This window comes from Halomonas sp. NYA30, assembly GCF_976980765.1.
The window spans coordinates 1,765,620-1,788,902 of the sequence record NZ_OZ334477.1 but is presented as its reverse complement, the minus strand read 5'-3'; the positions used below and the strand labels follow the sequence as shown (position 1 = coordinate 1,788,902).

Sequence of the window (23,283 nt, the reverse complement as noted above, 5' to 3'; positions counted from 1 at the left end):
TGAGCCACACTATGCGTAAGCAACGTCCCGACCCCGTTGAAGTTGAAGAGCAGGAAGAACGCCCAAGCAAGTCGCAACTCAAACGCGAAATGCATGCCTTACAGGCACTTGGGGAAACGTTAATCGCCATGCGACCGGCAGAGCGCGCCCGCTTCCCCCTTTCTGACGATATGCTGCGTGCTATCGAGGAAACCTCGCGGATTCGTTCTCATGAAGGCCGCCGCCGCCATATGCAGTACGTCGGCAAACTTATCCGTAAAGAGGATCTCGCCGCCATCCAAGGCGTGTTCGACTCCATCGAACAAGAGCAGGAGCAGCGCGACCATGCGTTTCACCGGCTTGAAAAATGGCGTGAACGCTTAATTGACGAAGGCGATGATGCTGTTGACCTGTTCATGGCGGAGCATCCCGACGCGGACCGCCAAACGCTGCGTCAATTAATTCGCAACGCCCAGCGGGAACGCGAGCAGGGCAAACCACCGACCAGCTCGCGTAAGCTCTTCAAACACCTTCGCGAAACCTTAGCGCTTTAAAACAGGCGCTTTAAAAACAGTTCTTGAAAAAAGCTTTTTAAGACTGCGTGCCGCCAACGGTCAGCTCATCCAATTTCAGGGTGGGCTGGCCGACACCGACCGGCACGCCCTGCCCCTCTTTACCACACACACCAATCCCGGTGTCCAACGCCATGTCGTGGCCAATCATGGATACCCGCTGCATCGCTTCTGGGCCGTTACCTATTAACGTGGCTCCCTTCACCGGCGCCGTCACTTTGCCATCTTCAATGAGGTAGGCTTCGCTGGCGGAGAACACGAATTTACCCGAGGTAATATCCACCTGGCCGCCGCCAAAGCTGACCGCGTAAATACCGCGCTTAACGCTTTTGATAATATCGCTAGGCACATCCTGACCAGCCAGCATGACCGTGTTGGTCATGCGTGGCATCGGCAAGTGGGCGAAGGATTCACGCCGCGCGTTTCCTGTGGGCGCCATGCCCATTAATCGGGCATTGAGCTTATCCTGCATATAGCCTGTTAAAATGCCGTCTTCAATAAGCGGCGTATACTGACCCGGCGTCCCTTCGTCATCCACGCTCATTGAGCCACGGCTATCCGATATCGTCGCATCGTCGACAATGGTGACGCCTTTAGCGGCCACACGCTCGCCCATCTTGCCAGCAAAGGCGGAACTGCCTTTACGATTGAAATCACCTTCAAGGCCGTGCCCTACCGCTTCATGCAGCAAGATTCCCGGCCAGCCGGATGCCAACACCACAGGCATTTGCCCTGCGGGTGCATCAATGGCTTCCAGGTTAACCAACGCCTGACGCACTGCCTCTTTGGCGTACTGCTCCGCCACTTGATCATCACGCAGTTTAGCCATGGAGTAACGACCGCCGCCACCGGCGCTGCCGCGTTCGCGACGCCCATTCTTAACCGCAATCACGCTGACATTGAAGCGCACTAGCGGGCGGATATCGGCCGCCAACGTGCCGTCACTAGCCCGCACCAACACCACTTCATAGGTGCCCGATAAGGAGGCACTTACCTGACTAATACTGGGGTCGGCAGCACGCGCCACACGGTCAGCCTGTTTCAGCATGGCGACTTTCTCTTCAGCACTCAGGCCAGCCAAGGGATCAATCCCTGCATAGCGCGACATGGCGGACACCGGACTAACCAGTTGCCCAGGCAAGCGCTTACCACTGCGCACAATGCCAGCCGCGGTGCGGCCGGTATCCATCAATGCATCGGCGGTAATTTGGTTGGAGTAGGCAAAACCAGTCTTCTCACCCGCTAGCGAACGCACGCCGACACCACCATCGATATTATAACTGGCCTCTTTTACCTCGCTATCTTCCAGCACCCAGCCCTCTTGCCAAGTCCGCTGAAAATAAAGGTCGGCGTAGTCAATACCCGCGCCCATGGCGTAGCCCAACCCTGTTTCCAGAGCGTCTAAATCCAACCCTCCGGGAGTCAACAGGATGGCTGCAGCGGTATCTACATCACTTTTATATGCGGTCATTGGGGGCCTTCTAAAGTAACCTGCGGCGAAGTCCATGGGCCTCGCACGCGATAATGAAGCGTTGTGGCGCGATCAAGGGCGTCGCCAAACAGTTGATCGGCGAGGAATAGCGCGCCGCCGACGATGGGCGCACCAACGGCAATGGCCGCGATCGGCAAACTTTGCGTCACTGGTAGTGTGACGCCAAGCCGCTGGTCAAGTTCACGCGTTACAAGATCGACGTTGCCTGTTAGCGTTAGGGTGGTGGCCGGGGCGTCAATTTGCAATGGGCCGCGAAGTGTTAGCAGTCCACCGGTTACATCGGCGGTACCGTTGACCCGGTCAAATGCAGTGCCCTGGCCGGTAACGTCAGAAAAATCCAAGCGCAGCCGTCGTAAGATGTTATCGAAATTGAGCAAGCCGATTAACCGCGCCGGTGCCGATTCCAGGGTGACGAAGCTGCCGTCACGAATGTCGGTGCTGATATAGCCATCGGCATGCCTTAACGCAAGTTGCCAGGGGGCGCCTGGCCAATCCAGCGAGGCCACCACATCGGTGCTGCGGCTGCGCATGGCCACAGGCTGGTCTAGGCGCTCAAGGGCGGTGCCGATATCCCCACCTTGAATTGAGATATCCGCACGGGTGTGGCTGGAAGAGGCATTACCCTCCCAGTACAACTCGCCTCGCGCGGAGAGCTGGCCAAGGGTCAACCCAACCGGAGTGAGCGAAAAGCGCTCTCCATCGGTTTGCCAGTAGGCCGTCAACGGACCGAAACGGCGTGGCCCCATGGAAATTTCGGATAATCGCAATCGCCCATTAGGCACATCGGCCAGCCAATCGGGAATGGCGGCTGGCGCCTGGCGCTGGGTTTTAACCGCTTGCATCCAGGAGTCTGGCGTAGGCGCATCACTGTCATGTTGCTTGTTAGCTAACGCCAGCAAACGATCAAGTGACAACGCTTCAATCGTCATATCCAAGGGCTGCGGCGATTGCGCATTGTACTGTAAGCGCCCGGTCACAAGATTACCGCTTAAATCCATATCAATGAGGTCACCGTTCATGCCACCGGTGGCACTAAGGCTGCCTAAACACTCATCTTGATAAACCACGCAGGGTGTCGATAACGCTACTGTTAAGGGCACCTGGCCGTTACCATTGCTGGGCGTAGACGCGCCTTCTGCCATTAACGGTGCAATCGCCTGCTGCCAAGCCAGCGGGTCAATACGCGGCACATCGGCATCAATGCTTAACCCAGCCTTCGTAGGCCAAGCGTGCGTGCGCGCTGCCTCATTACCTAGATATAGCGACCCGGCAAGAGAGCCGTTACGCTGCTGAAGTCGTGCGGAAGCAATATCAGCCAAACGGCTTTGGATCCGTCCAGCTTCAATGTCAGCCGCCACACTCCAGGGCCATGGCTGCTGGGCCGACTTGGCAAACGGTGCCGGTAAATGGCTGGTGACACCGAGTAGACGGCTTTCCAGGCGCAGGGTTGGCGTGGGCATTAAGCTGACATTGCCTTGCCACTGTAGCTGCCCTTCTAGCGGCAGGCGCCCTTGGCTGTCATCCAACCCAGCGAGCTCAAAAAGTGCGGAGGTCGCTACATTACCCTGCAGCTCTATTCTGTCGTCTTGGGTGTGAAAATCTGCGGCTATTTGCCCGCCTAGCAATTGGCCACTGGCGTCACCCACCAGCCCGCTGCTCTCTCCGTCCTGCAGCCAAGCGAGGTCACCCTCGACCGACTGAAGCCGTAAATCCAACGGCTGATAAACCACTTCGGAGAAGCTTGGCAAGGCGTTAATTTCCAGTTGCAGCGCATCAGGCGTTTCCAGCGGTAGCGACAAGGCAATATCGCCATTAACATCGCCCGTTACGCGCAAATCACTCAGTGGGGAAAGATCAATATCGGGCATCGCCTGTAAAAAGGTCGTTAACGCTGAACCATCCGCCTGCAGCTGGCCCGATAGATTAAGTATCTCATTCTCCATCACCACTTCACCCTCTGAAGCAGTCACGCCATGGCTTTGGGCATGTTCAACTTCAGCCTCTAACACCTTATTTTGCCATTTTAGACGGCCTTCAACGTCATCAAGACGTGGCCAGCCTGGCGCAATCGGCAAATGGCCTTGTGTAATTGCCAGCGCAAGTGTGGCGGTAAAATCCTCAGCGGTTACCGTTTCTCCTAAGGGTTGGCTTAGCTGTAACGACCCCTCGGTGACATAGCCACCGATATCGTTGAGCAGCCAATCGCGTAGTCCTTTATCCATCACGCTAAGCGGCAGCCACTGAGCCAGCGGTCGGTCTAGCGCGTCCACCTCACTAAAATCTAGATCTAAGCCAAAATGGCCGCGCTGATTACCGGTGACTAAACCAAAACCACCCGACACCTGAGCGCCATCCCAGTCAACGCTGAGGTTCTTGCCACTCACCATTGTATTGGGGCCATCGTATACCCACTCCACTTCCCCTTCGGCACGTCTTAACAGCATGGGAGCGGTAAAAAACTCGGGGAAATAGAGGGTACTGTCGCCGTCGCTACTAAACAGTACACGGCCACGAAAATCCCGCGCCTGCACCCAGGCATCCAACGGGCCGCCGCCAGGGGCCTGCTGCCAAGGCGAGACCTCGACACCGGTTAGGGCCGCATCGACTCCCCAGCGACCCTCTTGCTGTCCAACGTGCAACCCCTGGACTTGCCCGCGGGGGGCAAGGGTTTGCAATACTCGCGTTACTGACTCAGGTAGCAATACATAATCGCGCCAGGCTGTCAGCGAGGCGAGTTCAAAGGCACTGGTGCGAACTTCCCACCTCCCTGGTTGATGGGTGGCGTGCCAGTATCGCGGCAAGGCCGGGCCAACGCTGCCCCCGGGGGGTTGCGCCCACTCGACACTATCAGCGTCACCACTCAGCCATGCCTCGCCTCCGTCGCCGTCACGCTGCCATAAGCCATTCGCCTCAATATCCCTTAGCACCGCGTACTGAACATTATGGCGAAGGGTTAACTGGGGCACATCGACGGCAATACGAGCCTCCTCAAGACGCCCAGCGCTCCAACGGCCCCATAGCCGCGCACTCCCCCCGGCCTGCTCTAAATAGGCGGCATGATCAGGACGGAACATCGCGGCCAGCACTACCAATTGGTCAAGCTGAATATCCAGCTGCAGTGCGGCAGAAAAGTCGCTAAAGCCATGTCGACCGGGCTGCATCTCAACCTTCATTTCAGCCGCGGGAAGGGCAACCTTGCGCGCTTGCTGTAAAGATTCCGCAATATTGATCGCGCCTTCCAGCCGTGTGCGCCGCTCATCCCCAGTCAGCAGCAGTGTCTCCGCATGTAACATCACGGTGTCGTGCCTACCATGCAGCACCACGCGGGTGTCATCTACCCATAGACGCTGGCGTAATATGAGTCCGGCCCAGTCATCAATAGCCGCCAGATCGACATCCGGCTCAGCCGCCATTAATAGCGGCAACTCGGCAGGCTCAGGCCATTGCCAAGAAGCTCCCGTGCCTTGATAGAGATGAAACTCGGTTCCGCTTATGCGTGCGTCGCTAAAAATCGGCGCCCTATTGACAAGTGATGCCCAAGTATCCAAACGCAGCCCCGCATGGTCCAGGGAAAACAGTGCTTGGCCATCGGGCGTTTCTGCGCTCAACCCATCAAGGCTTAACAGCAGGTCGCTCCGGGCGAAGGAAAGCGATAACCGCTCAATAGTGACCGGCACGCCAATACGCGCTTCAAGCAGCGCTTCAATGCGGGGGGTAAGAGCGTCGGATTGACTGAAGGCCAAGCGGAGCAATAGCAGCAGCATAGCGGTGCTGCCTAGCAGCCAGGCCGCTATCAGTAAACTCCAACGCACTAGCGAACGAGTCTGCATGATTACATCAGTACGATATCGTACTGCTCTTGGGAGTAGTGCTGTTCAACCTGGAAGCGGATCGTTTTATTAATAAATGTCTCCAGATCTGCTACCGCAGCTGACTCCTCATCCAATAGACGATCAACGACGGACTGCGAGGCAAGCACCATGTAAGTTTCGGCACTATAGGCGCGTTCCTCTCGGAGAATCTCGCGAAAGATTTCATAGCAGACCGTTTCCGGGGTTTTCAGCGTTCCACGGCCACTGCAGGTGGGGCAGGCTTCACAGAGCGTCTGCTCCAAACTTTCCCGGGTACGCTTACGAGTAAGTTGAACAAGGCCTAGTTCAGTGACGCCGGTACACTTGGTTTTGGCGTGATCGCGCTCTAAGGCTTTTTCCAGCACCCGCAATACCTGCCGCTGATGCTCAACGTCAATCATATCGATAAAGTCGATAATGATAATGCCGCCCAGATTACGCAGCCGAAGCTGGCGGGCAATCGCCGTCGCTGCTTCAAGATTGGTCTTGAAAATAGTTTCTTCAAGATTGCGGTGCCCCACATAACCACCAGTATTCACATCGATGGTGGTCATAGCCTCAGTGGGGTCAATAACCAAATAGCCGCCAGACTTGAGCTGTACCTTACGGCCTAACGCTTTCTGGATCTCATCTTCGACGCTGTAGAGATCAAAGATAGGGCGCTCGCCGGGGTAGTACTCAATACGCTCGACCGCATCAGGCATAAACTCTTCAGCGAACTCTACCAGCTTGACAAAGTTTTCCCGTGAGTCGATACGCACTTTTTCGATATCGTCGCGCATAACGTCGCGCAGGGTACGCATAAAGAGCGGTAAATCATCATAAATAACGCTTTGTGGCGTTGCGGTAACTTTACGCTCACTCACCTTGCGCCATAGACGCAGCAAGAAATACATATCACCTTTCAGTTCTTCATCGCCCACCCCTTCAGCGGCGGTGCGAACAATAAAGCCACCCGTTACTTCCAACGTTTGCTCTGCCACGCTGCTATCCAGCAATGCCTTTAAGCGCTCGCGTTCACGCTCATCTTCAATGCGCTGCGATACGCCATGGTGTGGCGAGTCCGGCATGTAAACCAAATAACGGGAAGGGATCGAAAGATGCGTGGTTAAGCGTGCTCCTTTGCTTCCAATAGGATCTTTAGTGGCCTGTACCACCAGCGCCTGCCCCTCGTGAAGCAACTGACCGATAGTTTGCTGCTCATCTGGAGGCGTACCTGGCGGCATTACTTCATGGGCATGAATAAACGCCGCCCGCTCCAGGCCAATATCAACAAAAGCAGCCTGCATTCCAGGCAGCACACGCACTACTTTGCCTTTGTAGATATTGCCCACGATGCCACGCCGACGGGAACGCTCGATCAGTGCCTCTTGCAAAACACCATTTTCAACCAGCGCGACGCGGGTTTCCATTGGCGTTAAATTGATGAGAACTTCACCGCTCATGCAAAATTCCTTGTTGGTTGACGTATTCCTTGCCAGCGATCTAGGTGGCGCTCTCATCCAAGGGGAGTTAAACGCGCTGCCAGATGGGGACTCCCTGTCGACGTAGCAAGTGTGCCGTCTCAAACAGTGGTAGCCCTACCACCGCCGAATGACTGCCATGAATCTGTTTTACAAAGATCGCTGCTAATCCCTGTATGGCGTACCCACCTGCCTTATCAGCGGGCTCGCCGGTACGCCAGTAGGCAGCAATCTCATGCGCTTCTATTTCTCGCATGGTCACCTGGGTGGTCACGCAGCAGGAGAGCATACCTTTAGGTCCACTCACCGCCACAGCGGTAAGCACTTCATGCTGCCTCCCGGAAAGCAGCTGCAGCATATCAGCCCCCTGCTCGGCATCCACCGGTTTACCTAGAATTCGCCCATCAACAACGACAGCGGTATCTGAACCTAACGTAGGTAAGTCAGTTAGGGGGGCTGCCGCCTTGGCTTTGGCAATCGCTAAGCGCTGCACATACGCTTGGGCCGACTCACCAACCAGTGGTGTCTCATCAATATCACAGGGGTGAACCGTGACCGACACACCAATAGATTCCAGCAAGGCCCGACGGCGTGGTGAGGCAGACGCTAAGCATAAAACAGGTGCGGTCATGAAGCGGCCAACCGGCGCTCGAATGCTTGGAACATGGTAGACAACCACGGCCACAAAAATGCACTGATCAGCGAGGGAATTAAAAAGGCCAGGTGAATTGAAAAATCACCCACGATGGTGCGCAGCCACTGCGCGACGAGCTGCACTAAGCCGAGCAACACCAACACAAGAGCCGACTGTTGTACCAGTGAATAAGCCCGGAAGCGTGGGTACACCAATGCACAAAGAAACGCTAAGAGCGAATAGATGAGGGCATGCTGCCCCAGCGCAGTGCCTTCGATTAAATCCATCAGAATGCCTAGTACAAAGCCATGAAAAACGCCGACTCTGTCGGGAGTTCGCATACACCAGTAAATTAGCATGAGTCCCAGCCATTCAGGCCGATATACCTGCCAGCCATCGGCAAGCGGCATGACTTGTAAACATAACGCCAATAGCAGGCTTAGCCAAATAGCTAAAATAGGCACAACCGGTGCGCGCGCCATCAGGGCACCTCTTGATCGGGATTAGCAAGCCGTAGCGAGGAGCGTAACGCCTCTGCCGAGATATCCAGCGTTTCATCCCACGCATGCTCTTCCACTTCCACACGCGGAGGTGGGAAAAGCAGCAAGAAGTGGCGCGAGCGTTGTAACTGCGCCATGGGTTCGGCCGTTACACGCGCAAAGGGCTGACCAGGGTCGTGGAAAACCTCTGTTACGCGTGCGACGGGATAACCCGGCGGGAAACGCCCCGCCAACCCTGAAGTGGTCAGCAAGTCCCCCTCGCGAATATCCGCCGTATCAGGAACATGCATCACATTAACACTGCTGTAACGCCCTGCCCCCTGAACAATAAAGCGTAATCCATTGCGGTTTAGCTGAACCGGCAAGGCATGACTGGCATCCGCCAATAGCAGCACGCGGCTGGAGTAGGCAGAGACAGCGGTAATTTGGCCCACCAAGCCAGAGGCATCAATCACCGGCTGCCCCACGTAGGCGCCGTTACGGTGCCCACGGTTGACCACCATTTGATGACTAAAAGGGTCATTATCCAGCGATAAAAGCTCCGCCGTGATATAGGGAATATCACGACGTTCAGCGGCCCTCAGCAATTCGCGCAGCTCGCTGTTTTCCGCTGTTAAATTCGCCATTCGCTGACCACGATGGGAAAGGGTAAGAATCTGCTCACGCAAACGCCGGTTTTCATCCACCAGAGCCTGTTGATCAGAAAGCGCCAGCGACCCCCAATTCAACAGGTCGCTAGGCACGCTAACCACCCATTGGATAGGAGCAACAACTGTCGACAGTTGCGCACGCACTTGTTCCATACGCGTGAAACGCTGGTCGACAAACATCAAAGCACTGGCAGCCAATACGCAAAAAAACAGCCGATAGCCCGGCAGTGGCCCGTGCGAAAACAGCGGTTTAATAGGCAATCCCCCGCAATTAACCGCTGCGATTAGTCGCTCGACAGCAACTCAAAGGTGTGCTGATCAATCATTTCCAGCGCTTTACCACCGCCACGAGCAACGCAGGTCAACGGATCTTCAGCCACAATCACCGGCAAACCTGTCTCTTCAGCAATGAGCTTATCCAAATCGCGCAATAAAGCACCGCCACCCGTTAACACCAAGCCACGCTCGGCGATATCGGACGCCAATTCAGGGGGAGATTGTTCAAGCGCGCTTTTGATCGCTGCCACAATGGAACCCAGCGTCTCCTGCAATGCTTCCAGGATTTCGTGGGAATTGAGCGTAAAGCTGCGCGGGATACCTTCAGCCAGATTACGGCCACGCACATCAATTTCACGTAGCTCGCCCCCTGGGTAGGCACAGCCGATCTCTTCTTTGATGCGCTCGGCCGTCGCTTCACCAATCAAGCTGCCGTAGTGGCGACGCACGTAAGCAGTGATCGCTTCATCAAAGCGGTCGCCGCCCACCCGGATAGACTCGGAATAGACCACGCCATTAAGTGAAATAATCGCGATTTCAGTGGTACCACCACCGATATCGACCACCATCGACCCTTGCGCTTCATCAACCGGAAGACCCGCACCAATAGCCGCTGCCATGGGTTCTTCAATCAAGAACACCTCGCGAGCACCGGCACCTTCCGCTGACTCGCGAATCGCCCGACGCTCGACTTGCGTTGACATGCAAGGAACGCATACCAGCACACGTGGACTGGGGGTTAAAAAGGTGCTCTGGTGCACTTTGCGGATAAAGTGCTGAAGCATCTGCTCGGTGACGGTGAAGTCGGCAATGACACCATCTTTCATCGGCCGAATTGCCGTAATGTTGCCAGGCGTACGACCCAGCATTCGCTTGGCATCAGTACCGACTGCCGCGACGCTACGCATATTGCCTGACTGGCGAATAGCAACCACGGACGGCTCATCAAGCACGATGCCGCGACCGCGTACATAAATCAGTGTGTTGGCCGTACCCAGATCAATCGATAGATCGCTGGAAAACAGCCCCCTTAAACGTTTAAACATGGATGTTGTTACCTAGTGCAGACCGGGAACCCTGTGCGGATGCAAACGGTATCACCGCAACCCCCTGGCAGCAAGCACGAGTCGTGCCTAATACTGCCCGTGAAGGCCAATATGTGGTACCTTTTGCGGCTATTTTCCACGTCTGCTACACAAGACGTTTTTTTGATATCGGTATGTATACCGCTTAAAGCGGATATTGTTCAATTACGTTTACGAGGAATATCGATCATGGCGCTTGAAGAATCTCATGTGCGCCGGGCCGCTCACTTGGCCCGACTCGCCGTCAGCGATGACCAAGCCAGCGGCTTTGTAGAAGACCTAAGCCGGATTCTGGACATGGTCGATCAGCTACAAAGCCTTGATACTGAAGGTGTTAAGCCGCTCGCTCATCCGTTAGATGCGACTCAGCGACTGCGCGCCGATGAAGTCACCGAATCTAACCAGCGTGATACCTTTCAGCGCTGTGCTCCGGCAGTGGAAAACGGCTTGTATCTGGTGCCTCGCGTCGTTGAATAATAACGTTGCCGAGCTAACCCGAGCCACCCACACCGCCTCTTTTTTTCGCCCCTGAACGGAGCTTCCGGGTCATGTATGAGAAAACATTAACGCAACTCGCTGCTGCCTTAAAAAGCGGCGAGTTCTCAAGCCGAGAGCTGACCGCTCACTATTTGCAGCGCATTGAAAAAGCTGACGGCAAACTGAACAGTTTTATCAGCGTGACCGCTGAGCAAGCGCTGAAGCACGCTGAAATAGCAGATAACGCCCGGGCGGCGGGCACTGCAGGGCCGCTGGCAGGCATTCCTCTGGCGCTTAAAGATATTTTTTGTACTCGCGATGTAAAAACCAGTTGCGGCTCAAAAATGCTGGATAATTTTATCGCCCCCTACAATGCCACCGTCGTTGAAAAGCTGAACGCGGCGGGCACGATTAGTCTGGGCAAAACCAATATGGATGAGTTCGCCATGGGCTCGTCCAACGAAAACAGCTACTACGGTCCGGTTAAAAACCCTTGGGATTTGACCGCGGTACCGGGCGGCAGCTCTGGCGGCAGCGCGGCAGCGGTCGCGGCTGGCTTGATACCTGCCGCCATGGGCACCGATACCGGCGGCTCCATCCGCCAACCGGCGGCGTTTTGCGGCATCACTGGCTTGAAGCCCACTTATGGCCGTGTATCTCGCTTTGGCATTATTGCCTACGCTTCAAGTCTTGATCAGGCAGGCCCCATGGCACGTAGCGCCGAAGATTGCGCACACCTGTTGGGCGTTATTGCCGGTCACGATGGACGCGACTCCACCAGCGTCACCCGCGGCGTGCCGGACTATGTGGAAAGCCTTAATGCTCCGCTCTCAGGCTTAAAGATTGGCCTGCCTAAAGAGTATTTTGGCGATGGCTTAGATCCCGATGTTGAAAAGGCCGTACGCGAAGCAGTGAAAGTGTACGAATCTCTGGGCGCGACCGTGCGCGAAGTCAGCCTACCGCACACCCACTATGCGATTCCGGCTTACTATGTTATCGCCCCCGCCGAAGCCTCTTCGAACCTGTCGCGCTACGACGGCGTGCGCTTTGGTCATCGCTGCGACAATCCCAGCGATTTGATTGATCTGTATACCCGCTCACGGGCTGAGGGCTTCGGTGAAGAGGTCAAGCGGCGCATCCTGATCGGCACTCATACGCTGTCGGAAGGTTTCTTTGACGCCTACTACACCAAGGCTCAAAAAGTACGTCGCCTGATCCGCCAAGACTTCCTAGACGCCTTTGAAGATGTGGATGTGCTGATGGGACCGGCCTCCCCCACGCCTGCTTTCGACCTAGGCGCTAAAAAAGATCCCGTATCAATGTACTTACAGGACATCTACACCATCGCGGTTAACCTGGCGGGCATCCCCGGCATCAGCGTACCGGCTGGCTTTTCCAATGGTCGGCCGATGGGCCTGCAAATTCTCGGCACCCACTTCGCCGAAGCGCAGTTGCTAAATGTCGCTCACCAGTTTCAACAAGCGACCGATTGGCACCTACAACGTCCTGCCTTTGCCGAGGAGTACGCCTAATGCAATGGGAAACCGTGATTGGGCTTGAAGTCCACGTTCAGCTCGCAACGCGTTCAAAAATTTTCTCCGGTGCCTCAACGGCGTTTGGCGCTGAGCCCAACACCCAAGCGTGCGCGGTCGATTTAGGCCTGCCCGGCACATTGCCGGTGCTTAATGAACAGGCGGTGGCGATGGCCGTTCAGTTCGGCTTGGCGGTGCATGCGGATATCGCTGAAGTGTCGGTGTTTGACCGTAAGAATTACTTTTACCCCGACCTGCCCAAGGGCTATCAGACTAGTCAGATGTATCACCCCATCGTGGGGCCTGGCGACATTGAGATTACCCTGGAAGATGGCAGCACCAAGTGTATCCGCATTCACCATGCTCACCTTGAAGAGGATGCTGGCAAGTCGCTGCATGAAGATTTTCATGGCATGACCGGGATTGACCTGAACCGGGCGGGCACACCGCTGCTGGAAATCGTTTCAGAGCCCGATATGCGTAGCGCGAAAGAGGCCGCGGCGTATCTCAAGGCGATTCACTCGATCGTCACCTACCTGGGCATTTCTGACGGCAACATGGCGGAAGGCTCCATGCGCTGCGACGTTAACGTTTCAGTGCGTCCCACGGGTCAGGAGGCCTTTGGTACGCGCGCAGAGATTAAAAACGTTAACTCTTTCCGCTTCGTCGAACGTGCGATTGCATTTGAAGTTGAGCGTCAAATTGAGTTGATCGAAGATGGCGGCAGCGTGGTTCAAGAAACGCGCCTATTCGACCCGGATCGCGATGAAACCCGCAGCATGCGTACCAAGGAAGAAGCCAACGACTATCGCTACTTCCCCTGCCCCGACCTGCTGCCAGTAGTTCTTGATCAAGCCTACTTGGATCACTTACGCAGCCAGTTACCTGAACTGCCTGCCGATAAGCGCGAACGGTTCCAAAACGAGCTGGGGCTATCTGCCTATGACGCCAATGTCATTTCAGCCAGCCGCGATATGGCCGAGTTCTTTGAGGCCGTGCATAACGAGTGCGGCGACGCTAAGCAGTCGGCTAACTGGGTACAGGGTGAGCTTTCCGGCGCCCTTAATCGCGAAAACCTAAGCATTGCCAACAGCCCGATTTCGGCGCGCCAGCTAGGCCAGCTGATCAGTCGCGTGCTGGACAACACCATCAACGGTAAAGCGGCAAAAGAGGTTTTTCAGGCGCTGTGGAATGGCCAGGGCGAATCCGCCGACGATATTATTGATGCCAAAGGGCTCAAACAAGTAACGGATACCGGCGCGATTGAAGCGATGATTGATCAAGTGATCGCCGACAGTCCCGCCCAGGTTGCCCAGTATCGTGATTCGGAGCCGGAAAAACGCGGCAAGATGATCGGCTACTTTGTCGGTCAGGTAATGAAAGCATCGCGTGGCACCGCCAACCCGCAGCAGGTGAATGGCTTGCTAAAAGAGAAGCTCGACGCGCTGTTGTAACGGCAGTTTTGGACAATCCGAACAACTCTTGGCGGGGGCGCTGTAAACCCCTCCCTGGGCGCTACTTTCGCCATCCTTGGCGAAAGACCCCCGCTACGAGTTGATCCGGAACTGAAATTTTCGAACAACTAGCGGCTGCCCCGGCAGCCGCTTTTTGGTCTTTATGGCCATCAAAGCTGGCTGGGCTGGGTAAAACGCTTCAGCTGCGCGCAGCCTGCCGCCCAGACCTCGGCTTCAAACTCAGCGATGGCGGCGGTAGGAAAACCAATGCCTTGGGCTGGACTCCCCTCGACCAACAGCCCCGCCAAATCGCCCACCAGCGGCATATGACTCACCAGCATAATCGGCGTGCCCTCAGGCTGTTCAAGCAGCCAGTCGCTCACAGCGCTGGGTGAGTCCTCTGGGGTAATAAAATCTAGCGTCTCAAGGGGAGTACCCAGCGCGTCGCACAGCGCTTGCGCGGTTTGCTGCGCTCGTGCGTAGGGGCTGGCATAAAGCGTTGGCATTGGCAATTCACCAGCAGCCACACGCTCGGCCAGCCAGCGCGCCATTTTTTCGACCTCACGCTCACCGCGCGATGTTAAGCGGCGCGCATGATCGGGATACCCTGGCCCAGCCTCGCCATGGCGCATGATCAACATATCAGGCATTCGAGCCTCCGTTTTTTTGAGAGGGAGGAGCCTGGTCATGATGGGCTTGGTCGCGATGAGCCTGCTGAACGGCCTCACGGGGCAGAATAAACTCTACATCACTACTCTGCTCGCCCATCATCAGGGTGCGCGCCATCTCTTGAGCAGGCACGCCGTCAAACAGTACGTGATGAAGCCCTTCCGCCAACGGCATATAAACACCCATCTCGCTCGCTTTGGCGCATACCAGCTTCACTGTATTAACGCCTTCCGCCACTTGGCCAAGTGCATCAACGGCTTCTTCAAGCGTCCGCCCCTCTCCCATGGCATAGCCAACCCGGTAGTTACGCGATAAATTAGACGAGCAGGTAACGATCAAGTCTCCTACGCCTGCCAAGCCTAAAAAAGTCATCGGGTTAGCGCCCTGGGCAACCGCAAAGCGGCTCATTTCAGCCAGCGCGCGGGTCATCAACATACTGCGGGTGTTTTCACCCATACCCAGCGCCGCCGCCATGCCCGCCGCAATGGCGTAAATATTTTTTAGTGCGCCACCTAACTCAACACCGTGGCGATCATCGCTGGCGTAAACGCGGAAATAACGGCAGCCCAGCGCTTGCTGAACCCGCGTGCGGGTTAACGGGTCAGCGCTAGCAATGACCGTAGCGGTTAACTGTTTATCGGCAATTTCAGATGCCAAGTTAGGCCCTGCAATCACACCAATGTGGCTAAAGCCTGTCTCCTGTTCAAGCACCTGGCTCATGAGCAAGAAGCCGTCCTGCTCAATCCCTTTGGTGGTACTTACCAGAATTTGCTCAGGCCTCAGCCACGCTTTTGCTGCTTGCACCACGCTGCGAAAGGCCTTTGAGGGAATCGCAATCAGTACCAGGGAGGCATCAGCTAATACAGCCTGCATATCGGTTGAGGCTTCTACGGCTGGATTCATTGCGTAATGCGGCAGATAGCGCCCGTTACGGTGTTCGTTATTTATTTGCGCGACCAGCGTTTCGTCACGCATCCACTGACGGACGTGGGCGCCATTATCGGCGGCAATACTTGCTAATGCCGTACCGAAACTACCGCCTCCGAGTACGGCGACCTTAATTTGCTGCTCAGCCATGATGGTGTCCTAATAAGTCTCGCAGAACGTACACGCCCACTTTATCAAAACTAGCCTACTAAAACAGACGGCCCGCTTGGGTAACCAAACGGGCCGTTTTGGGCGCTGATAAATATGAGCGTTAGTTACTAACGCCTAAGCCATAGCGCCTTGGTGTAAGAACCTTCTAGGCGGTCAGCACACTGTTAAGGCGTTTCACGTAGGCGGCAGGATCATCCAAATGACCGCCTTCAGCAATGATGGCTTGATCCAGCAGGATGTAGGAAAGCTGCGTGAACAAATCACCTTCAGCCCCTTCCAAGCGGGCCACTAGCGCATGACTGGGGTTCAGTTCAAGAATCGGCTTCACCTCGGGCAGCGGCTGCCCTGCCGCTTCCATAATGCGGCGCATCTGATAGCCCATCTCATGCTCGGGTAACACTACACAGGCGGGCGAGTCGGTCAGGCGATGCGTGATTTTCACTTCCTGCACGCCGTCGCCTAGCGCTTCTTTGACGCGCTTAACCAGATCCTCTTTCGCTTTAGCGGTCTCTTCCTGGGCTTTCTTCTCTGCTTCATCTTCTACATCACCAAGATCAAGCTCGCCCTTAGCGACATCGGCAAAGGTGTTGCCATCGAACTCAGTCAGATGGCTCATCAACCAATCATCAATACGATCCGACAACAGCAGTACTTCGATGCCTTTTTTACGGAAGATTTCCAGATGCGGGCTATTTTTCGCTGCATTAAAGCTATCAGCCACGACGTAGTAAATCTTCTTCTGGCCTTCTTTCATGCGCTCGACATAGTCAGCCAACGCATGTTCCTGGGTAGCCGTATCGGTGTGGGTTGAAGCAAAGCGCAACAAACCAGCGATTTTTTCGCGGTTAGACGGATCTTCCCCCGGCCCTTCTTTCAATACGCTACCAAAGGTATTCCAGAAGGTTTGGTACTGCTCTTTGTCCTTAGCAAGCTTCTTGAGCATATCCAAGCCGCGCTTGGTGAGCGCCGACTTGATTTTATCGACATTGGGGTCTTGCTGGAGCAATTCACGAGAAACGTTGAGCGACAGCTCGCGGGTATCCAGCACACCTTTAATAAAGCGCAGATAGAGCGGCAGGAACTGTTCAGCATCGTCCATGATGAAGACACGCTGAACATAGAGCTTCACTCCTCGCGCCCCATCACGATCGAACATATCAAACGGTGCACGCCCTGGCACATACAGCAGGCTGGTATATTCAAGCTTGCCTTCGACCTTATTGTGACTCCAGGTCAGCGGGTCGGAAAAATCGTGGGCAACGTGCTTGTAGAACGCCTTGTACTCATCGTCGGAAACCTCGCTCTTGGGACGCGACCATAACGCCGTGGCCTCATTAATGGTTTCCCAGGTCGTTACTTCACTACCCTCAATGCTGTTGCCTTCGTCGTCCTTCGCCGTTTCAGTCTTCGGCATACGCACGGGCACTTCGATATGATCCGAATATTTACGTACCAGACTTTGTAGCCGGTAATCATCGGCGAACTCTTTGGCATCCTCTTTCAGGTGCAGGGTAATTTCGGTCCCGTGCTGGGCTCGCTCGATATCAGCAACGGTAAACTCGCCTTCCCCTTTGGAACGCCACTCGACACCTGCGCTGGCATCGGTACCTGCTTTACGGGTACGCACTGCGATTTCATCAGCAACAATAAAGCCAGAGTAGAAACCAACGCCGAACTGACCAATCAACTTGGCGTCTTTCTGCTGCTCACCGGAAAGTTGCTTGAGAAATTCAGCGGTACCTGAACGCGCGATGGTGCCTAAGTTAGCAATCACATCTTCGCGATTCATGCCTACACCGTTATCACGCAGGGTGATAGTGTTGGCTTCGTGGTCATGCTCGATTTCGATACGCAACTCACTGTCGCCTTCATAGAGCGCATCGTTATCAAGGGCCGCGTAGCGAAGCTTATCGCAGGCGTCGGCGCCATTTGAGATAAGCTCGCGTAAGAAAATCTCTCGGTTAGAGTACAGAGAGTGGATCATCAAATTCAGCAGTTGCTTAACTTCCGTCTGAAAGCCTAGCGTTTCTTCGTGGTTAGCCGATTTATCAGTCGCTTGTTCGTGGGTAGCAGTAGTCATGCGCTTATCCCTTCTGGATCACGTTGGTCAATTGCCCCTGCGCTATTCAGCAGAGGCATAAAAAGGTTTCGTGGATCAAATATGGGGATAAACAGCACTTTTTCAAGCAGCTGGGGCTAAGAAACAACAGAGGTTAAGTAGGCGTTAGGTCGGGGTCACCGTATTTCCAAGCACGATAACCTTCTAAGCGCTGGTCGATCCGGTTGAGCAACCAGCCGACAATCAGCACATCGTCCACCACACCGATGAGCATGAGAAAATCGGGTATCAAATCAAACGGCAGTACCAAATAACCCAAGGCTAAGGCCATCATGCCAAATGCCGACCAGGGGATGGGGCGAAAATCACCACGGATCACGTCACGTGACATTGGTACAAACAGTTTTAGCGCACGCACAATACGTTTTGCCGCCCAAACGCGGGATTTGAGTCGACGCAGGAACCACCAAGTGGATAATGGGGCCATCGTAATTAAATCCTCCTAGTATCTGGGCAGTCAGATCATGGTTATTTACATTCGTTCAGTATAGCGGTTGCTCGATAATACCTGTGGACTACCTCCACCGAGCTTAAACAGAGTTAAATTGATAGAGAGAGAGCACCATGTTGGCTTCGCCATTTCGCCATACCGCTCGCGCACTATGTACAACCCTGCTGGTGGGGCTACCCGCGTTTTCGTGGGCCGCCTCAGACAGTGAGTTACGCGATGCACTCGCTGCCGCAAGAGAGCAGCAGTGGGAGCAGGTTGATACCCGCTCAATAGAAAGCCATCCCTTAAAGGGCTATGTGGAATATCACCGGCTGAGGGGGCAACTGCCCCATCTATCGCCAGACAGCGTGCAAGGTTTTATCAACCAGTATGCTGATTCACCACTAGCGGTCTGGATGCGCGGCCAAGCGATTGCTAAGTATGGCCATGCAGGACGCTACAACGACTTACTAGCGGTCGCTGATGGCGAGCCAGCAGGTACAGCGCGGCAATGCTATTACTACACGGCGCTACTGGCTACTCAGCCCCAGCAGGCCAGCGAAGCAGGCCTTAAACTCTGGCGTACGGGCAGTTCACAGCCTGAGGCTTGCGATCCGTTGTTTAACCGCCTGCGCGCTAACGGCACTATTGATGCCGCGGCCATCTGGGAACGCAAAATGTTGGCTTGGCAAGCCGGAGAAACGCGCCTTTCAAATTATCTGGGCGGGCTATTAAATGGCCAGTGGCAAACCGCGCTGGACACCATCGACAGTGTCACCACCAGCAGTCACGCAATCACTCAGGCGCCTTCGTGCCTAGGCCCGGAGTGTGCGGCTACCGCTAGCTTTTATCAGGCGGCCATGCAGCGATTTACACGAGAAGATACCCCCGCAGCGTTTGCTGCTTGGCAAGCGCTATCACCACGCCTAAACCTGCTGCCCAGCGACCGTGCAGCCATTGAGGAAGAGCTGGCTTTTTACGCTTTGGTCCGCGATGTGCCGGGTACACTTAGCTGGGTCGACAGCGTACTACCAACCCTTGAGAGCGAGCGTGTCTTAGAACTGCGTGTTCGCCATGCATTGGCTAACCGTGACTGGAACGGCGTGCTTCACTGGGTTACCGAAATGCCGGTAGACCAACAGGAAAATAGTCGCTGGCAGTACTGGCTGGGCCGTGCCAACGCGCAACTTGGCAACCATACAGCCGCTGAGGAACGTTACCAGCAGGCGGCGACAGATCGCAGTTTTTACGGCTTTGCCGCCGCCGAAAAACTCGGTCAGCCCTACCAGTTGAATATGGAACGTAATCATTTTGACGAAGCGTCGCGGCAGCGTATAGCGCAACTGCCTGCCGTGCAGCGTACAGAGGCATTGCTTCGTATTGGTGAAGATGGGCTTGCCAATAGCGAGTGGCTGCATGCAGTACAAACTGGCTCTCCACAGCAGGCACGCGCATTAGCCGATTATGCTGCCCAGCAGCAGTGGCATGCTCGCTTGGTGCAAACCACCATTGCAGCCGAGATGTGGGACGCCTTGGATTGGCGTTTTCCCCAGGCCTACCACGATAGCTTTCAGCACTGGGGCCGGCTCACCGGCGTTGACCCCTACCTACTGATGGCCATTACCCGCCGCGAAAGTGCTTATAATCCAAACGCCCTTTCGCCTGCAGGCGCGCGAGGCTTAATGCAACTAATGCCAGGCACTGCTAGCCAAGTCAGCCGCGAGCTGGGCATTAACGATCCAGGCCCCTACGGCGTGCTGGACCCAGAGCTAAATATCCGTTTGGGAAGCACCTACTTGCGTGACAAGCTGCAACGCTACCAGGGCAATCGCTTAGCAGCCGCTGCGGCTTATAACGCTGGCCCTGGTCGCGTTGATCAATGGCTAGGTGATGGCGTGGAGGCGTTTGACCTATTTGTGGAAAGCATCCCCTTCCGCGAAACCCGCGACTACGTACAGGCCGTCCTGAGCTATCGTGTGATTTTTGAAAGCCTTGCTAACGGTGGCAACAGCGAAGGCGTTTCGCTGCTGAGCGATAACGAACAGCAGGTACGCTACGACCGGGCGTTGCTCGCCCGTCGTTAGGCTAGCTACCCACTAGCCTTGGTGCCCGGTCTAAACCGGGCGCTGAGTGAGTGCAAGCCGGATACCAAAGATAACCAACACGGTTCCCGTAGCGGCGTTCAAGGTTTGCGCAAAACGCGCGTTGGCGAGCCACTTACCGGCACTCCCCACCATCATTACCACGCTGATCTGCCAAATATTGGCGATAATGAAATGCACGCCAGCCAGCCAAAGGGATTTCAGCAAAGCAGGATCGCCGGGGGCGATAAACTGAGGCAAAAACGCCATGTAGAAGACCACCGTTTTGGGGTTCAACACATTGGACAAAAAGCCCTCTTTGACTGGCTGCCAGCGAGAAACAGCAGGCGTATCTTTTAGTACGCCATTAACGGGCAGCGGCTGCCCTCGCCGCGCTGCCAATAAACTGGTGATCCCCAGCCAAATCAAGTATCCCGCCCCTACCAGCTTCAACATATGAAATGCCCAGGCCGATTGCAGCAGAATAAGCGAGATGCCTAACGCAGAGATAGTGGCATGGATAAACAGTCCACAGCAGATAGCTACACTGGTAGTCACACCATCGCGAATGCCTCCACGAGCCGTGTTACGGATGACTAGCAGCGTGTCAACGCCAGGGCTAATCGTAAGCAGCGTGATAGCCACCAGGAAGGAAATAAACTGCGCATCAACAAAACCCAACTGCATCATTTGTGCTTGCTCGCAAAGAAATAAAAAATCTTAGGTATGTGGCTGGACGACAGCCGCGTTTGCATCTAGAGTAATTGTAGCGGGTGGACAATTGAGTTGCCCGTTTGAATATTAAGCATGTTAAGGAAATAGAAAATGGCAACTGGCACAGTTAAGTGGTTCAACGATACTAAAGGCTTCGGCTTCATCTCTCCTGATGACGGCGGAGACGATCTGTTCGCCCACTTCTCCGAAATTCAAGCTGAAGGCTTCAAGACCCTGCAAGACGGTCAAAAAGTCAGCTTTGAAGTGACTCAGGGTAAAAAAGGCCTTCAGGCTTCCAACATCCGCCCAGCTTAATTGCTACTGGATGGACAAAGGCCCGCTAACGCGGGCCTTTTTTATGGCTGATTTTTAAGGCTCAGCTTAGCCACAACTGTTTATTCCTCACGATTACGGTTAGCTGCTTGGCTATCTGCACTGGTATCAAGCTCATCCATCTCACTAGCGCCTATATCACTATCACTCGCGTCTGACTCGATCGCTGGGCCAGTCTCGGCCTCTCGACTCTCCAATTCCTGAAACTGCTCTTCAAGACGCTGCTGCGCTTCTTCAAAGCGACGCTCTGTATCCTCGATCAAAGCCTCAACGTCGGTAGCTTCACGGTTATCTTCCAACGGCGTCCGCTCTGGCAAGCTGCTGTCTTCGTCCCAGCTAGACGAGAAATCTTCATTTTCCATCGGCTCTAACGTGGGCGCCTGCTGCTCTACCTCTTGAAACTGCTCTTCAAGGCGCTTTTCCGCTTCTTCAAAGCGGCGTTCAGTTTCGGCAATCATCTCATCGACATCCGAACGGGTTGCTTCCCCCGGCATTGCGCTTTCCTCATCAAGCACATCGTCAGGGTCGGCGGCAAGCGTATCTTCTTCGGCCTCTACCGTCGCAGCATCAGCAGAACTATCACCATTTTGGCTGTCCAGAGCTTCCGCTTGCTCAAGTTCTTCAGCGGCTTGCTGTGCCTCAATATCATCCTCTACTTCTTCGGGGCTAGACATTTCGGCCGCATTTTCAGCCGCTGCTGGGGACTCCTCTTCGCGCACTGTCTCATCATCCGTCACATCAGCATTATCATCTGGTGTTACGGTGGGATCTTCCTGGGAGTCACCGCAGGCACTCAGCAGTAGAGCCATTGCGGCAACTACAGGTATCCACACGCGATTTGCCATTAGATACTTCTCCTTTATAACGTTTAAAACTGAGTCAAATCAGTTAAGGCTGGTTGCTGGAAGAGAGCAAGGAGCACTCTTCTGGTAACAACACACGCAACGCTAGAGGTACTACTTCGGCACAGAAATGGTCATAACAGCGCGCCTCACCATCCAGCGTTAATGGCCAGGGCGGATCACCCGCCTGTGTCGTCAGCGTTAGTTGAGTCGTGGTGAAATAGCGCACAAATCGCCCCTCAGAGGGAAAGCTTTGCAGCTCGCTAATCAACTTGCTCAGCTCTGTCACCGAACTAAAGTCCTTGACCAGAAGCACATCCAGACGACCATCATCAAGCTTGGCCCGTGGCCCCAGTACCTGCCCTCCGCCTGATTGGCGGCCATTGCCTAGTGCTAGCAACAGTAGCGATGCACTCTCCTCTTTTTCATCCCAATGTAGCGTGCCGCGATAGCTGCGGTGTCGCCATGCTTTGAGCGCGCCCATCAATGAATACGCGCCGCCTCCCAATAGCCTCTTTAGGGTTTTCGGCGTTGATGAGGTAATTTCAGCGCCAAATCCCCCGGTCGTCATATTGATATAGTAGCTGGTTGCGGACTCACCACCCGCACCAGCTGTCACACGTACAACGTCAATGGGGTAAGCACTTAGCGCTCTTGCGGCGGCTAAAGCAGGGCCTGGCTCTAATGGCAAACCAACTGAGGTGGCAAAATCATTAGCACTGCCCAATGGCACGATACCTAATGCCGGCCGACGGTCATGGGGCAAACGCATCAACCCGTTCATGACTTCGCTAACCGTGCCATCGCCACCGCAGGCAATCACATGCGTAATACCCATGGTGTCAGATAGCTCAGCAATATCAGCAGCGTCGCCCCCTTCCCAGGTAGCTCGAACAGTAATTTGCATCCCTGCTTGGCGTTGTTCATTGACTGCCTCACGCAATGCCGGGTTACCGGCAGATTTACCATTAATAATAAGTAAATAGTGTTGCTGCGAATCTGTCACCGTTGTTGTTCCTTTCCTTGGTTAAC

General features: G+C 55.0%; 20 protein-coding genes. 6 read left to right on the top strand and 14 right to left on the bottom strand.

Annotated elements, in window-relative coordinates; all coding sequences use genetic code 11:
• Positions 1–11: 11 nt before the first annotated feature.
• A complete protein-coding gene (gene yjgA, locus ACWI0H_RS08105) occupies positions 12–533 on the top strand; it encodes a ribosome biogenesis factor YjgA (protein WP_336272957.1) in 522 nt (173 codons plus the stop codon).
• A gap of 37 nt (positions 534–570) precedes the next feature.
• On the opposite strand, the gene tldD is transcribed toward yjgA, so the two are convergent.
• From tldD to ACWI0H_RS08070, 7 genes are all read right to left on the bottom strand, one after another.
• Positions 571–2,022, bottom strand: coding sequence for a metalloprotease TldD (tldD, locus tag ACWI0H_RS08100; RefSeq protein WP_485875859.1), 1,452 nt, complete (start codon positions 2,020–2,022; stop codon positions 571–573).
• Positions 2,019–5,873 carry a YhdP family phospholipid transporter gene (locus ACWI0H_RS08095; RefSeq protein ID WP_485875858.1) on the bottom strand — a complete coding sequence of 1,285 codons (3,855 nt, stop codon included), beginning with the start codon at positions 5,871–5,873 and terminating at the stop codon, positions 2,019–2,021. The genes tldD and ACWI0H_RS08095 overlap by 4 nt, the downstream gene beginning before the upstream one ends.
• Positions 5,874–5,875: 2 nt before the next feature.
• On the bottom strand, positions 5,876–7,339 hold the full coding sequence (gene rng, locus ACWI0H_RS08090) for a ribonuclease G (RefSeq protein WP_176303076.1): 1,464 nt from the start codon (positions 7,337–7,339) through the stop codon (positions 5,876–5,878).
• A gap of 67 nt (positions 7,340–7,406) precedes the next feature.
• Positions 7,407–7,988, bottom strand: coding sequence for a Maf family protein (locus tag ACWI0H_RS08085; RefSeq protein WP_485875857.1), 582 nt, complete (start codon positions 7,986–7,988; stop codon positions 7,407–7,409).
• Positions 7,985–8,473: a rod shape-determining protein MreD gene (mreD, locus tag ACWI0H_RS08080; protein WP_176303074.1), complete on the bottom strand. Its 489-nt coding sequence runs from the start codon at positions 8,471–8,473 to the stop codon at positions 7,985–7,987. The genes ACWI0H_RS08085 and mreD overlap by 4 nt, the downstream gene beginning before the upstream one ends.
• Positions 8,473–9,402: a rod shape-determining protein MreC gene (gene mreC, locus ACWI0H_RS08075; RefSeq protein ID WP_485875856.1), complete on the bottom strand. Its 930-nt coding sequence runs from the start codon at positions 9,400–9,402 to the stop codon at positions 8,473–8,475. Before mreC ends, mreD begins: the two co-directional genes overlap by 1 nt.
• Positions 9,403–9,425: 23 nt before the next feature.
• Complete coding sequence (locus ACWI0H_RS08070; RefSeq protein WP_008958638.1) at positions 9,426–10,463, bottom strand: rod shape-determining protein; 1,038 nt, start codon at positions 10,461–10,463, stop codon at positions 9,426–9,428.
• 228 nt (positions 10,464–10,691) lie between these two features.
• Between ACWI0H_RS08070 and gatC the strand changes: the two genes are divergently transcribed.
• The 3 genes from gatC to gatB all read left to right on the top strand — a co-directional run bounded on the left by gatC (position 10,692) and on the right by gatB (position 13,965).
• Positions 10,692–10,979 (top strand): Asp-tRNA(Asn)/Glu-tRNA(Gln) amidotransferase subunit GatC, encoded by a 288-nt coding sequence (gene gatC / locus ACWI0H_RS08065; protein WP_008958637.1) that lies wholly within the window; start codon positions 10,692–10,694, stop codon positions 10,977–10,979.
• A gap of 71 nt (positions 10,980–11,050) precedes the next feature.
• Positions 11,051–12,511 (top strand): Asp-tRNA(Asn)/Glu-tRNA(Gln) amidotransferase subunit GatA, encoded by a 1,461-nt coding sequence (gene gatA, locus ACWI0H_RS08060; protein ID WP_485875855.1) that lies wholly within the window; start codon positions 11,051–11,053, stop codon positions 12,509–12,511.
• A complete protein-coding gene (gene gatB, locus ACWI0H_RS08055; RefSeq protein ID WP_101146249.1) occupies positions 12,511–13,965 on the top strand; it encodes an Asp-tRNA(Asn)/Glu-tRNA(Gln) amidotransferase subunit GatB in 1,455 nt (484 codons plus the stop codon). The genes gatA and gatB overlap by 1 nt, the downstream gene beginning before the upstream one ends.
• 170 nt (positions 13,966–14,135) lie before the next feature.
• On the opposite strand, the gene sixA is transcribed toward gatB, so the two are convergent.
• The 4 genes from sixA to ACWI0H_RS08035 all read right to left on the bottom strand — a co-directional run bounded on the left by sixA (position 14,136) and on the right by ACWI0H_RS08035 (position 18,278).
• On the bottom strand, positions 14,136–14,615 hold the full coding sequence (gene sixA / locus ACWI0H_RS08050) for a phosphohistidine phosphatase SixA (protein WP_101146250.1): 480 nt from the start codon (positions 14,613–14,615) through the stop codon (positions 14,136–14,138).
• On the bottom strand, positions 14,608–15,711 hold the full coding sequence (locus tag ACWI0H_RS08045; protein WP_101146251.1) for an NAD(P)H-dependent glycerol-3-phosphate dehydrogenase: 1,104 nt from the start codon (positions 15,709–15,711) through the stop codon (positions 14,608–14,610). The genes sixA and ACWI0H_RS08045 overlap by 8 nt, the downstream gene beginning before the upstream one ends.
• Before the next feature lie 166 nt (positions 15,712–15,877).
• Complete coding sequence (htpG, locus tag ACWI0H_RS08040) at positions 15,878–17,812, bottom strand: molecular chaperone HtpG (protein ID WP_101146252.1); 1,935 nt, start codon at positions 17,810–17,812, stop codon at positions 15,878–15,880.
• Positions 17,813–17,945: 133 nt separating this feature from the next.
• Positions 17,946–18,278 carry a YkvA family protein gene (locus ACWI0H_RS08035; protein WP_008958631.1) on the bottom strand — a complete coding sequence of 111 codons (333 nt, stop codon included), beginning with the start codon at positions 18,276–18,278 and terminating at the stop codon, positions 17,946–17,948.
• A 137-nt stretch (positions 18,279–18,415) separates the two neighbouring features.
• On the opposite strand from ACWI0H_RS08035, the gene ACWI0H_RS08030 reads away from it, so the two are divergent.
• Positions 18,416–20,365 carry a transglycosylase SLT domain-containing protein gene (locus ACWI0H_RS08030; RefSeq protein WP_485875854.1) on the top strand — a complete coding sequence of 650 codons (1,950 nt, stop codon included), beginning with the start codon at positions 18,416–18,418 and terminating at the stop codon, positions 20,363–20,365.
• Positions 20,366–20,395: 30 nt separating this feature from the next.
• Here ACWI0H_RS08030 and ACWI0H_RS08025 read toward each other — a convergent pair whose 3' ends face one another.
• A complete protein-coding gene (locus ACWI0H_RS08025; protein WP_101146255.1) occupies positions 20,396–21,052 on the bottom strand; it encodes a LysE family translocator in 657 nt (218 codons plus the stop codon).
• 135 nt (positions 21,053–21,187) lie between these two features.
• Here ACWI0H_RS08025 and ACWI0H_RS08020 point away from each other — a divergent pair, with 135 nt between their 5' ends.
• Entirely contained in the window at positions 21,188–21,391 is a 204-nt protein-coding gene (locus ACWI0H_RS08020) for a cold-shock protein (protein ID WP_007114660.1), read from the top strand.
• A gap of 80 nt (positions 21,392–21,471) precedes the next feature.
• Here ACWI0H_RS08020 and ACWI0H_RS08015 read toward each other — a convergent pair whose 3' ends face one another.
• Together ACWI0H_RS08015 and yegS are read right to left on the bottom strand one after the other, a co-directional pair.
• On the bottom strand, positions 21,472–22,254 hold the full coding sequence (locus tag ACWI0H_RS08015) for a hypothetical protein (protein WP_485875853.1): 783 nt from the start codon (positions 22,252–22,254) through the stop codon (positions 21,472–21,474).
• Between the two features lie 43 nt (positions 22,255–22,297).
• Positions 22,298–23,257: a lipid kinase YegS gene (gene yegS / locus ACWI0H_RS08010; protein WP_485875852.1), complete on the bottom strand. Its 960-nt coding sequence runs from the start codon at positions 23,255–23,257 to the stop codon at positions 22,298–22,300.
• Positions 23,258–23,283: the final 26 nt, after the last annotated feature.